Source organism: Enterococcus sp. AMC1086, from assembly GCF_058216575.1.
The window spans coordinates 767,191-780,127 of record NZ_CM177100.1; the positions used below are offsets into that span (position 1 = coordinate 767,191).

Below are 12,937 nucleotides of genomic sequence, written 5' to 3' on the forward strand. Positions count from 1 at the left end.
TAACTATCTAAGTAAAAAATAAGTCTAAGATAAAAACTCAAGCAGTTTTATCTTAGACTTATTTTGTTTTTTAGAAAAAGAGTTACTCCATACCAATCAAATAATCATCATCTTTCATGGCTTCAACAGTTCCTAACAAGTAACCATTACCAACTTGTGAGAAGAAATCATGATTACTTGTACCAGTAGAAATCCCATTCATAACAATTGGATTGACATCATTCGCTGTGTCAGCAAACAATGGGTCCATTCCCAGGTTCATCAATGCTTTATTAGCATTATAACGTAAGAAGGTCTTCACTTCTTCGGTCCAACCTAAATCGTCGTATAATTCTTCTGTGTAACGTTCTTCATTTTCATAAAGTTCATAAAGAAGATTATACATCCAATCTTTCATATCATTTTGTTCTGCTTCAGTCAATTCATTAAACCCTAATTGGAATTTGTACCCGATATAAGTGCCATGAACAGACTCATCACGAATGATCAATTTGATAATTTCAGCAACGTTTGCTAATTTGTTATTCCCTAAATAATAAAGAGGCGTATAAAAACCAGAATAGAATAAGAATGTTTCTAAATAGACACTGGCAACTTTTTTTTCTAAAGGCGTACCATTTTTATATATTTCATTGATTTTTTCCGCTTTATTTTGTAGATAAATGTTAGTATTTGTCCATTCGAAGATATCATCGATTTCTTTTTTAGTGTTTAATGTACTAAAGATCGATGAATAACTTTTAGCATGAACGGATTCCATAAATTGGATATTATTTAAGACAGCTTCTTCATGGGGAGTACGAACATCATTTCTTAGTTGCTCCATACCACTTTCAGACTGAACAGTGTCTAGCAGTGTCAAACCGCCAAAAACGTAGCCTACAGTTGTTTTTTCTAGCTCTGAAAGAGTTCTCCAGTCATCTAGATCATTTGATAAAGGGATACGAGTATCTAACCAAAATTGTTCTGTCAATTTCTCCCAAGTTGATTTATCGATCACGTCTTCGATGGCGTTCCAGTTGATCGCTTCATAATATGTTGCCATGTATTTTCCTCCTCATTACCTGTACGTTAAAATACAATAAGTCATAGAACAAGGCGACCAGAGGGCGCCTTGTTTGTTGTTTCGCTTTTTTTAGATCACACAGCTTTCGCATTGGTTACTACCGATCTCTTCAGCATCATCCGTAAATGTTCGTACATAATAAATCGATTTAACACCTTTATGGAAAGCATAATGGCGTAAAATATTTAAATCACGAGTTGTTTGCTTTGGAGAATCTTTCCATTCGTATAAACCTTCCGGCATTTCAGAACGCATAAACAATGTTAAACTCATTCCTTGATCTACGTGTTGTTGTGCCGTTGCATAAACATCGATCACTTTACGCATATCCATGTCATAAGCAGACGTGTAATATGGAATCGTATCATTTGCTAAATGAGGAGCAGGGTAATAAATTTTACCGATTTTCTTTTCTTGACGCTCTTCGATCATGCGAGTGATGGGATGGATACTAGCACTCGTATCATTGATATATGAAATAGAACCATTAGGTGCGACAGCTAAACGATTTTGGTGATATAAGCCGTCTTTTTTCACTGCATCACGTAAATTTGCCCAATCGGAAGCAGTTGGAACAAAAATATCTTTAAAAATGTCTTTGACTTTATCTGATTGTGGAGTGAAATCTCCTTCAATATACTTATCGAAATAGGAACCATTAGCATAATCGGACTTTTCAAAATTATGGAATGTTTCGTTGTATTGTTTTGCTATATTATTACTTTCGACTAAAGTCCAGTAATTTAATAAAGTAAAGTAAACGTTGGTGAAATCAAGTGATTCTTTTGAACCATACTCCATATGGTTTTTAGCAAAGAATGTATGCAGACCCATCGCACCAAGTCCGATTGTGTGACTTAATCTATTTCCGTTTTGAATAGAAGGAACCACATCGATATCAGAAGCATCAGTAACAAATGTTAAGGCACGTGTCATAGCACGAACAGACTTACCAAAGTCAGGACTGTCCATCAAATTGACGATGTTCGTTGAGCCTAAGTTACAGCTGATATCTGTACCAAGTGTTTCATATTCTTGTTTACCATTTAAAACAGAGGGTGTTTGGACTTGTAAAATTTCAGAACATAAGTTACTCATGATGATTTTGCCATAAGCTGGATTGCTTCTATTAGCTGTATCGATATTGATAATGTATGGGTAGCCAGATTCTTGTTGTAACTTAGAAATTTCATTTTCTAGGTCACGCGCTTTGATTTTACGTTTACGAATTTTAGGATTAGCCACTAGATTATCATATTCTTTTGTAATATCAACATAAGAGAAAGGAACGCCATATTCACGTTCTACACTATATGGGCTGAATAAATACATATCTTCATTGTTGCGAGCTAACTCATAAAATTTATCAGGAACTACAACGCCTAAAGATAAAGTTTTTACACGAACTTTTTCATCCGCATTTTCTTTTTTCGTTGAAAGGAACATTTCGATATCTGGATGGAAAACGTTTAGATAAACTACCCCAGCTCCTTGACGCTGACCTAATTGATTAGAATAGCTAAAGCTATCTTCGAACAATTTCATAACAGGAACCACGCCGCTGGCAGCTCCTTCGTAGCCTTTGATTGGAGCTCCTGCTTCACGTAAGTTTGCTAATGTGATCCCCACTCCGCCACCAATACGTGATAATTGCAATGCTGAGTTGATTGAACGGCCGATGCTGTTCATATCATCTGTCACTTGGATCAAGAAACAAGAAACAAGCTCACCACGACGTTTACGTCCAGCGTTTAAGAAAGACGGTGTTGCAGGTTGATAACGTTGATGGATCATTTCATCTGCTAAAGTTAAAGCCAATTCTTCGTTACCGTCAGCAAAATATAATGCATTAAAAGCGACACGATCTTCATAGCTTTCTAAGTATTCAGTTCCTTCATTGTTTTTAAGTGCATATTGTGAATAAAACTTGTAAGCTGCCATGAATGATTTGAATTCAAACTGTTGCTCATCAAGAAATGTATATAATTGTTCAATAAAAGCCATAGAGTATTTTTCAATAAATGCAGTTTCTAAATAATCATTGTCGATCAAGTATTTGATTTTTTCTTCTATACTATTGAAGGTTCTTGTATTAGGAAGAACATTTTCTTTAAAGAAAGCTTCCAGCGCTTCTTTATCCTTATGTAAAGGAATTTGTCCGTCAACAGGACGATTGATCTCATTATTCAGCTTAAAATAGCTAACATCTTTAATTTCTTTTAGACTCAAGTTCATTCACTACTTTCTTAAAGGATTCCACGTCTTCGTTTGTTCCGCTAAATTCAAAGGCAAAAAGCATTGGAACGTTGTAATCACGTGCTATGTCTTTGGCTGTATAAACAAATAATTCTGCAAAATTTAAGTTGCCGCCTCCAGCAACACCTTGCAAGTTTACTCGATTACTTTTAAAATCAAGAAAATCGTTCACTACTTCAGTGATTTCTTTGTCATAAGTAGGAACGACTAAAACAAAAGGCTCATTTATCTCAAAAAAAGGATTTGCAGGCTCAATTTCATAAGCTGCTAAATCCAATTTTTTAATGAAGCGTCTGGTTTGTCCGGTAACTGTAAAATAGACAATTTTCATTTAGCTAGCCAATTGTTTTAATTGATCAGGACGAAATCCTACAACTGTAGCAGCATCAGAAGTGATAACCGGAACACTTTGGAAACCTTGTTCTTTTAACCAGTCGATTGCATCTGGTTGGATATCGATGTTTACTTCTTCAAATGCTATATTATTCTCGCTCAAAAAGCGTTTTGCCATCTTACATTGGATACAATTATTTTTAGAAAAGATTTTTACGTTCATTTTTAATTCCCCCTAAATTAGTTTACTTTACTAGTATAAATCTCTTAGAAAAAAAGTCAACACTTAGGCACTATATATTGTGGTTGCATTTTGATTCAATACCAAGTTTTGTGTTTTTGAAAGAAATATGAAAACGCGTAGTCTCAATATTTAAACGACTGTTATGATTGTTTTAGCCGTAAAAAAAGAAATTTATTAAATTTTATCTTGAAAATTCTAATCGATTGAACACAAGATGTAGGGGGTAGTAGAAATAGGACACACTAATGAATCAAGCTCTTTTTTGATTGAAAATATTTTCTTATCATGAAGTAGAAAGAAGATTGATTTAAACATCACAAACAAGTATACTTAATGAGAACGATTCTCAATATCAATAGAATAATAGATGAAACTTTTTCACAATGCTTAAGTCTCCTCTTTTGTACTTTACCTAGGTCGTGATAAGTAAGCTCGTTCAGTTTTTAAATTAAGGAGGATAACGCAATGCTGACGTTGGCACAGGCAAAATTGAATAAGGTTTATATAATTGAAAAGATTCAGGCAGAAGGTTTTGCGAAGAAACACTTAAGTAATCTTGGACTTTTGCCAGGTGGAAAAGTTGTGCTGGTGAATTATTCCGGTGAAAATGGCATTTTTTTATTGCACAATAGCCGTATTGCGATCAATTTATCTGTGCTAAAACAGATTATAATAGTAGAAAAAAGTATCAATGAAGAAAACTGGTTATCTCTAGATCAATTAAAAGTAGGAGAAAAAGCGCAAGTAGTAGGTATTCATGGGCAAGGTGCTGTTAAAAGAAGGTTAATGGATATGGGACTGACAAAGGGTGTAGATATCCTTGTACGAAAAATGGCGCCTTTAGGAGACCCGATCGAAATCAATCTTCGAGGATATGAACTGACGCTAAGAAAAAATGAAGCCGAATTAGTCTTGGTACAAAAGGAGGGGTAAGCAATGAAAGAACAGCATATCGCACTGACAGGAAATCCGAATAGTGGGAAAACAACAGCATTTAATGCATTGACAGGTGCAAATCAATATGTAGGAAATTGGCCAGGTGTGACGGTTGAACGAAAAGAGGGAAAGCTGAAAAGAAACAAGCAAGTAACGATTCAAGATTTACCAGGTATTTATTCTCTTTCCCCTTACACGCCGGAAGAAGTGGTTGCCAGAGATTATTTGCTCAGTGGTAGTCCAGATGTTATTGTCAATATTGTCGATGCCACAAACTTAGAACGAAACCTATATTTAACAACTCAATTGATGGAGACGGGAATCCCCGTTGTTATTGGTTTGAATATGATGGATATTTTAGATAAAACCGAAAGAAAAATTAATATTGAGAAGCTCTCCTACGGATTAGGAGTAGATGTATTAGGTGTCAGTGCCTTAAAAAATCGTGGATTGAATGACTTAGTAAAAAAAGCAATAAAAGCAACTGACGTTTTTCCTTCAGAATTGAATTATCCAACGTATAATAATCGTTTAGAAGCAGCATTAAACGAAATCATAGACGTTTTAGGGAATAGTGTATTAGAAAAACAAGCACGTTGGTATAGTATCAAATTATTTGAAAGAGATACTAGGATCCAGGCAGAATTAGAATTGAGCACATTGCAGCAAAAAGAAATAGAAGAAATAATTAGGATTGCAGAACAAATTTTTGGTGATGATAGTGAAGCAATCATTATTAATGAACGATACGAATTTATCACTCGTCTAACAGCTTTTTGTGCGATTGAAAGAAATGAAATCACATTTAACACAAGCGATAAGATCGATCGAATCGTGACTAATCGTTGGTTGGCTTTACCGATATTTGCAGCAATCATGTGGTTTGTTTATTATTTAGCGATTCAAACGGTAGGAACAATGGGAACCGACTGGATCAATGATGAATTATTTGGAAACATTGTGCCAAATACTGTGGGAGGTTTGTTAGCTAGCTGGCATGTCGCACCATGGATGCAAAGTTTGATTTTAGATGGGATCATCGCAGGGGTTGGAGCTGTATTAGGTTTCTTGCCTCAATTAGCAGTTTTGTTCTTGTGTCTAGGCTTCTTAGAAGATTGTGGTTATATGTCGAGAATCGCTTTTGTCATGGATCGTTTGTTTAGAAAATTTGGCTTGTCGGGTAAATCCTTTATCCCTATGCTGATTGCAACAGGCTGTGGTGTACCTGGGGTCATGGCAAGTCGTACGATCGAAAATGAAAAGGATCGTAAAATGACGATCATGGTTACTACGTTTATGCCGTGTTCAGCAAAATTACCAATTATTGCATTAATTGCTGGCGCTTTTTTTCCGAAAAGTAGCTGGGTATCACCATCTGCTTATTTTATCGGGATCGCAGCTATTGTATTATCTGGAATCGCATTGAAAAAGACACGTTCATTTTCAGGAGATCCAGCACCCTTTATTATGGAATTACCAGCGTATCATATGCCACAATTACGTGGCGTTCTCCGTCATGCATACGATCGTAGTAAATCGTTTGTAAAAAAAGCAGGAACAATTATTTTTGTGATGAGTATCATTATTTGGTTTACGTCAACGTATACATTCACACTACAAGAAGCTGCCGAAGACCAAAGTATTTTGGCAAACTTAGGCAAGGTAATTGCACCGTTGTTTGCACCACTTGGCTGGGGAACTTGGCAAGGCGCGGTTGCTACGATTACAGGTTTAGTGGCAAAGGAAAATGTGATTGGTACATTTGGGATTTTGTTTGGTCATTTAGGCGAAGTCTCTGAAGATGGTGTAGAGGTTTGGTCTGCATTACAAGGTGCGTTTACACCGGTCGCAGCGTATTCATTTTTGGTCTTTAATTTGTTATGTGCACCCTGTTTTGCGGCTATTGGAGCGATTCGTAGAGAGATGGGTGACTGGAGGTGGACTTGGGGTGCGATTGGTTACCAATGTGGTCTAGCATACGTTTTCAGCTTTATTATTTATCAATTTGGGCATGTTTTCTTTGAGCAAGGGCAAATTGGTTTAGGTATATTTATTGCGTCATTACTGCTGATCATTATAGGCTATTATTTAGCTAGAAAACCAAAAGAAAAAGAAGAGATAGTAATCACAATGGCAACTATAGAAAGAGGGTAAGAACATGTCGACGTTTGTTTTAGCAGTCTTGATTTTTGGCGGTGCGGGGTATGTCGTCTTTTCTCGAATCCGTAAAGGAAAGAGCTGTGATGATTGCCACACCACATGTCCTGTGAAGAAAGAAGCAGAAAAGTGAAAAGAGTCCGATACAGTGAGATAAAATACTTGTAATTTATTTCACTGTGTCTGATGTTTCCTCTTGAATAAACGCCTTTCAAGTGCTACAATACTTAAGTATTAAATTATTCGGGTCGTTAGCTCAGTTGGTAGAGCAGCTGACTCTTAATCAGCGGGTCATGGGTTCGAGCCCCTTACGACCCATTGGGTGCCAAACCCTAGATACCAGTGCATTCTTGGCGTTGAAAGACGTTTCGAAAAGAGTGTGCGTGGTATCTTTTTTTGTGCTTTTGGAGCACATTTGGAGCAATTCCCATTTTGAAAACCTGATAATAAACCTATTTAAAGAGTAAGAAAATGATGGTAGTATGGTCTAAAAGGAGGGGATTTAAAAATGGCAAGTATGTCTAAAGCAGTATTAAAAAATGGTCTATGGAGAGCCAAAATATCATATAGAGACCCGAAAAATAGGAATCTACCTAGAAAAGACCAAAGAAGTCATATATGGGGCGAAAAAAGAACTAAAGAAGAATTAGAAAAAGAAAAAAATAAATATGGAGCAATAGAAAAAAATGTAATAATATTAGGGACATTTGATGATTTATTGGATAAGTGGCATAAGGAACGGTTAAATCATAATAAACCAAAAACTTTGAATGAATACAAAAAATATCTTAATTACTTTATCAATGATGAAAAATTAGAAAATGTATATGTGTCAGAAATAAAACAGAAGAAGAATCAACAGTTGATAAAGAAAAACTAAAAGAAGCTTACAATCTAGCATTAACATTAGAGGAATCAAATTATAGTGTGCATGGCTGGTCGGTATTAATGATTAAACTTGCAGATGCAAATATGTATATGATAACCTAGATGCTAATCAATTAGATATTGATAATGCCACTATTGCATTACAGCAATCGATAAATAACTTAGTTTAACAACGACAAATTAGAGGTAGTAAGTATAAATACTTATTATCTCTTTTTTATCTAGATTACAAAAGGTTGTAAATACCATTATGAGTAGTTTTGGTAATGAATGACAATCAGTTATATAACATTTTATAAGGTAGTAGATAGCTATTATAAATAAAAATAATAATTTACGAAAAATGATAAAAAAATAAAACATAAAAATAGGAAATTTGATATAATTAGATATTAAATAAGATAATAAGTGATGTTTATAAAGATAAAGAGGAATTAGAATGGGTGTTAAAAGTAGTACAACTGTTGCAGGCAGTGTATCCGCTTCATTTAGCAAATCTGCTAGTGCCTTAAATAGTATCAATGCTTCTACTAGTGTAGCATCTAGAACCAATGTTGCTGGAAATGAACTAGCAAAAACGTCCACAATAAATTACGGAAAAGGATTAAAACAACTATCTACAAGTATTGTTTCGGCAGGCAATGCGATTCATTCTGTTGCAAAAGACTTTGCTGTGATTGACCAACAAGCTTCTCAACAATTTCAATCCAATTCATTAGGGAGCTGGTTCAAATAATGGAGATAAACTATCAAACAAAAATCCGTCAAGTTCAAGATGAACAAGATAGGATTAGAGTGGAAATTCGTTCAGTTGAACAGCAACAAGAAGAGTTCTTCGCTTTACAACAAAAGGAACAGCGTCTTTACGCAGAAGTGGTAGAAACAAGTCCTCCAGAAGAGCGTCAGTATTTCAAAAATAAAGGAGAAGATAGTTTCTCTTTAGCCAAAAAAGCACAACGGCAATTGGAAGAACAAGAAGATAAACTGAAAAATACTAGAAGACAACTGATTGATAAAGAAGAAGAATTGTACATTCAACAAAGAAAAGAGCAAGTGAAAGAAAAGGAGCAGTAGGATGGGGTTAAAATTTTATGTAGGAGAGATACAGCAACAGGGAAATGAAGCCTCTCGAATGAATAAGCAAGCGAGTCAGGCCATTTCTTCATTACAAAGCAGTATTTCACAATTTTTATCTGCACCTTTATCAGGAAAAGCTTATGATTCAGCAAAAAGTTATTTTGGGACAGTTTATACACCAATTTGTCGGTCTGCTATTTTAACTGGTGAAGCTCTTGAAAGTGCCCATAAACGATTGTTAAGTGAGTACCAAGGAATGGTTAGTAGTATAGATACAGATGAAGACCAAATTCAAAGCCAAATTCAGCGGTTTGAACAATTAAAACGAGAATTAGAAAGACAAATGCATGTGGCTAAAACCATGCGACCAGATTTGGAACGACGATACATGAATGCTTGTGATGTTATTTCCAAGAAGAGAGAACAATTGGAGAAATTCCATGCGTATAATGCTCGTTCAGCCAGTATTTTTGCGGAATATGAAGCTTGTCAGCAAGAATTTAATAATGGTTTAGCACAGGTTAAGGATTGCAAAGCATGGAATTCAGCTTCTGGAACTTTTGACATCGGTCGGTTAAACATGACATGGGCAAGCCCTATAAATGCACGATGGCAACAACGAGAGAAAATGAAACAAGAAGCGAAGAATCGAGAAATGAAACAAACAATTGCAAGTTTAAATGGTTATACTATTATTTGTAGTACCTTAGGAACTAAAAAAAATTGGTATTTAATGAAAGATGGAAAAATTGTATCACCAAATGCTCATCCTAATCTCTATAATCAACTAGAAAAATGCAAAAATTATCTAGGAAAAGACCAATATAAAGTTGAAGAAGTAAAAGTAATGAGAAATGAAATGCCATTGTCACCCGCTTTTGGTGGGATATTAGGAAACATTGGTAAAATAGGTAAAGGTATTGATATAATTAGAAAAGGTGCAGGAACTATTAAAGTAGGACAATCTATTTTGGATAAAATAAATAATGTACCCACCATCAATGCGATTGATGAGACTGCTGAACTAGATAAAAGTTGTGAAGAAGGAAAACCTGCTAAGAAACATAAAGTCTTTGATTCAGAGAAAAGAAATCTGGATAAAGAGGGCGAACCAAACTCATCCGCTGACTTATTAAATGATGACGGTTCAGTAAAACAAAGAAGATACTATGGACCAGATGGTCTACCGATTGAAGATATAGACTACAATCACCCTGACGATGGAACACATGAATTCCCTCATAGACATAAGTGGGATTGGAATAAAAAAATACCCAGACAAAAAGGAGAATGGTAGAAATGAATATGGTACATGACTATGAAATAAAAAGCTATTTTGTAAATTTTGAAAGTAAGGATATAGTTATGAATATATCTGATGATGAGAAAGAAAAACAAATTATATTCCATAACTTTCTATGCTACAAATTTTATGATGAAATGCCCTATAGTATTATCTTAGACCTAGAAGAAAGAGTTTTAGATAAATTTTTTATAGAGAATAAAGAATTATTGATTCAAGGGAAAAAAAATGTATGGCCAATGAGGTATAATTCATTAGAAGAGTTGGAAGAGGAAATAAGGAAAGAGCACATGACCTATCAAGTATTATATTCTTCTTATGGATTGAATGGATGGGTGTTAGCAGAAAGTGTAGAAATTAAAGAAATGAATTAATTAAGTTATCTGTTCGAATAATAATAATGGTTTTATGATTAGGAAATAAATATTAACACTACATGTTTAAAAAAAGAGCAAGCAACAATTTCAGTTAAAAAATATCTATGTACTGAAAAACTATATCATGTGACTGGAATGCTGTTAATATTTTAATCTCATAAATGAATCAACTATGTAATGCAGTAACAAAAATTTAGGATAAAAAAGTAGTTTTAGCGTATTTAATTGTTAATTAATGAATTACGTAATCAAGTTGTAAGGATAATTAAAAAATTATAGCGTAGTGTTTCTTGATATATAAGATAATTAGCTGGTTAAAAGTAAAGATTTAACTGTAACTTAAGTATTAAGTAGCAAGATATGGAATGTATAAAGGATTAGAGTTTAAGTCTATTGTTGTTTCTGGGAAAGACATTCAGCTCATTAAAAGAAATTTTATAATAGGAGATTTAGTATTGTAAAATTTCTAGCTATTTGAAATACAAAAATAAATTTAAAGTATCCCTTCTTGTGTCAGCAAGTATGACATAAAAAAGGATACTTTAGATACTAGTAGAGTTCTATGCTCCATATTATCATTAAGTTTTACCAAACTTTATACAAATATACTTCTCACCATCTCCATATCGAAATTTTGAATACGAATTTGAATACAAACTCGTTTAAAGTTATTACAACCTATTTAATTTGAATTACAGAAAAAACTACTATTTACTGCTGAATATAGCATATTGAATCACATTGAAAAGAGGGATGGATTCCCTTACGACCAATTGAGTGCCAAACCCACGAGAACGGTATTCTGTCGGCGTCTTTAGACGTTTAGAAGATGGAATAGGCGTTCTCTTTTTTGTCTATTTTAATCTCGTGAACAAAAATTGATCACATTTTTGATAAATCAAAAAGCCATTAGCACTGACTCATTCAAGTCAATTACTAGTGGCTTATATTATTTATCATTCAAAGATTTTAAAATCGCTAGAATATGTTCTAATGTTTCGTCCTCCAAACCGACTAATTTAGTATTGACCGCTGAAACTAGTTGGCTATGATTTTTAGGTTCATAGAGAAAGTTACTAAATGAATGAACATGTATTTAGTGAAAATACTCTTATGATTTTTATAAAATTAAACGCCATTACCGAACTATCTTCATGTAGAATATAATCAGATGAAGCAACAAATCGACGATGTAAGTTTTGAAGACTATAAGAAGATGGCTTTTGCAGATACCTCCTTTGATTATTATTCTATATGATTACAAATTTTTTAATATTGAGAACCGTTTCAAAAAGAAGGTACATGGTATTTTTTACATAGTTGAAATTAGCTCTCAGTAAACGAAATTGACAGCAGTCACATTTTTAAATTAACCATATACATAAAGAAGATGGTAAAATGAAATTGTGAGATTTTTTATACTACCAAATAGTGATATAGCTTTAGAGGAGATGAACTGATTTGAGCCAAAAGACGATACATAAATTATACGTTGTAAGTGATTTTATCCTAACCTTTTTTTGGATATTGCTCTTTATATTAAGTTTAGCCGGTGTAATTAGTATTAGTAGCTTTCCCTATAATCTAATAGACACTTCTATACTAATATTATTCACTATTAGTTATTTAGTAAGATTTTTACTAGCAACAAATAAGAGAAAGTACTTTACAGAGAATATATTTGATTTATTCGCAATCATTCCTTTAAGTCTTTTAAATATCGGCATTTTAGCAAAATCAAATAGAATATTTAGAATCGTAAATTTGTTGGCAAAGTTAGGTCATAATAAGAACAGTATCTTATATAGAAATGGGTTTATATATGCATTGTATGCTAGTGCCTGTATTGTGTTTGTAGGTAGTGGTTTTTTTAGTGTAGTTGAAAATATTAGTTATGAAGATAGTATTTGGTGGAGCATTGTAACTATGACTACAGTGGGCTACGGAGATATAGTACCAAAAACGGGATGGGGAAAAATTATAGCTGCGATAACAATGTTATTTGGTATCGGCTTCATTGGTATGCTGACCTCAACAATAACGAACTATTTTAGAGGTAAAAAGACGAATAAAAAGAAAGACAAACCAGAGAATGAAGATATAAAACAGTTAAATAACAAAGTGGATGAATTGACGAAATTAGTTGAAAATTTATCTAAAAACTTAGAAGATAAAAACTGAAATCGTTTAGAACGATATGTATCTATTGGCAAAAAAGAAATAGGTAAGCATTCAGGGTCCATGAAAATGGTATTTTATACACTAGATGCTTCAAACATGAAATAGGTGTTTTCTTTTTT

General features: G+C 33.8%; 13 protein-coding genes and 1 tRNA gene. 10 read left to right on the top strand and 4 right to left on the bottom strand.

What is annotated here, in order from left to right:
* Window positions 1-82: 82 nt before the first annotated feature.
* The 4 genes from nrdF to nrdH form a co-directional block, all read right to left on the bottom strand.
* A complete protein-coding gene (gene nrdF / locus AC4BC4_RS03640; protein WP_438757151.1) occupies window positions 83-1,045 on the bottom strand; it encodes a class 1b ribonucleoside-diphosphate reductase subunit beta in 963 nt (320 codons plus the stop codon).
* Between the two features lie 90 nt (window positions 1,046-1,135).
* Window positions 1,136-3,295 (bottom strand): class 1b ribonucleoside-diphosphate reductase subunit alpha, encoded by a 2,160-nt coding sequence (nrdE, locus tag AC4BC4_RS03645; RefSeq protein ID WP_490477343.1) that lies wholly within the window; start codon window positions 3,293-3,295, stop codon window positions 1,136-1,138.
* Complete coding sequence (gene nrdI / locus AC4BC4_RS03650) at window positions 3,276-3,653, bottom strand: class Ib ribonucleoside-diphosphate reductase assembly flavoprotein NrdI (protein ID WP_438757149.1); 378 nt, start codon at window positions 3,651-3,653, stop codon at window positions 3,276-3,278. The genes nrdE and nrdI overlap by 20 nt, the downstream gene beginning before the upstream one ends.
* Window positions 3,654-3,878 (bottom strand): glutaredoxin-like protein NrdH, encoded by a 225-nt coding sequence (nrdH, locus tag AC4BC4_RS03655; RefSeq protein ID WP_207121171.1) that lies wholly within the window; start codon window positions 3,876-3,878, stop codon window positions 3,654-3,656.
* Between the two features lie 486 nt (window positions 3,879-4,364).
* Here nrdH and AC4BC4_RS03660 point away from each other — a divergent pair, with 486 nt between their 5' ends.
* The 10 genes from AC4BC4_RS03660 to AC4BC4_RS03705 all read left to right on the top strand — a co-directional run bounded on the left by AC4BC4_RS03660 (window position 4,365) and on the right by AC4BC4_RS03705 (window position 12,818).
* A complete protein-coding gene (locus AC4BC4_RS03660) occupies window positions 4,365-4,832 on the top strand; it encodes a FeoA family protein (protein WP_490476808.1) in 468 nt (155 codons plus the stop codon).
* A gap of 3 nt (window positions 4,833-4,835) precedes the next feature.
* Window positions 4,836-6,989, top strand: a complete 2,154-nt coding sequence (gene feoB, locus AC4BC4_RS03665) for a ferrous iron transport protein B (protein WP_490476809.1) — start codon at window positions 4,836-4,838, stop codon at window positions 6,987-6,989.
* A 4-nt stretch (window positions 6,990-6,993) separates the two neighbouring features.
* On the top strand, window positions 6,994-7,125 hold the full coding sequence (locus AC4BC4_RS03670; RefSeq protein WP_438757146.1) for a FeoB-associated Cys-rich membrane protein: 132 nt from the start codon (window positions 6,994-6,996) through the stop codon (window positions 7,123-7,125).
* Window positions 7,126-7,237: 112 nt separating this feature from the next.
* Window positions 7,238-7,310 (top strand) — tRNA-Lys (locus tag AC4BC4_RS03675).
* A 190-nt stretch (window positions 7,311-7,500) separates the two neighbouring features.
* Complete coding sequence (locus AC4BC4_RS03680; RefSeq protein ID WP_490476810.1) at window positions 7,501-7,872, top strand: hypothetical protein; 372 nt, start codon at window positions 7,501-7,503, stop codon at window positions 7,870-7,872.
* Window positions 7,873-8,319: 447 nt separating this feature from the next.
* Window positions 8,320-8,616: a TIGR04197 family type VII secretion effector gene (locus tag AC4BC4_RS03685; RefSeq protein WP_490476811.1), complete on the top strand. Its 297-nt coding sequence runs from the start codon at window positions 8,320-8,322 to the stop codon at window positions 8,614-8,616.
* Window positions 8,616-8,954 carry a DUF3958 family protein gene (locus AC4BC4_RS03690; protein WP_490476812.1) on the top strand — a complete coding sequence of 113 codons (339 nt, stop codon included), beginning with the start codon at window positions 8,616-8,618 and terminating at the stop codon, window positions 8,952-8,954. Before AC4BC4_RS03685 ends, AC4BC4_RS03690 begins: the two co-directional genes overlap by 1 nt.
* A 1-nt stretch (window position 8,955) precedes the next feature.
* Window positions 8,956-10,254, top strand: a complete 1,299-nt coding sequence (locus tag AC4BC4_RS03695) for a T7SS effector LXG polymorphic toxin (RefSeq protein ID WP_490476813.1) — start codon at window positions 8,956-8,958, stop codon at window positions 10,252-10,254.
* Between the two features lie 2 nt (window positions 10,255-10,256).
* Window positions 10,257-10,634 (top strand): hypothetical protein, encoded by a 378-nt coding sequence (locus tag AC4BC4_RS03700; RefSeq protein ID WP_479998274.1) that lies wholly within the window; start codon window positions 10,257-10,259, stop codon window positions 10,632-10,634.
* Window positions 10,635-12,098: 1,464 nt separating this feature from the next.
* A complete protein-coding gene (locus tag AC4BC4_RS03705) occupies window positions 12,099-12,818 on the top strand; it encodes a potassium channel family protein (RefSeq protein ID WP_490476814.1) in 720 nt (239 codons plus the stop codon).
* The last annotated feature ends 119 nt before the right edge of the window (window positions 12,819-12,937 follow it).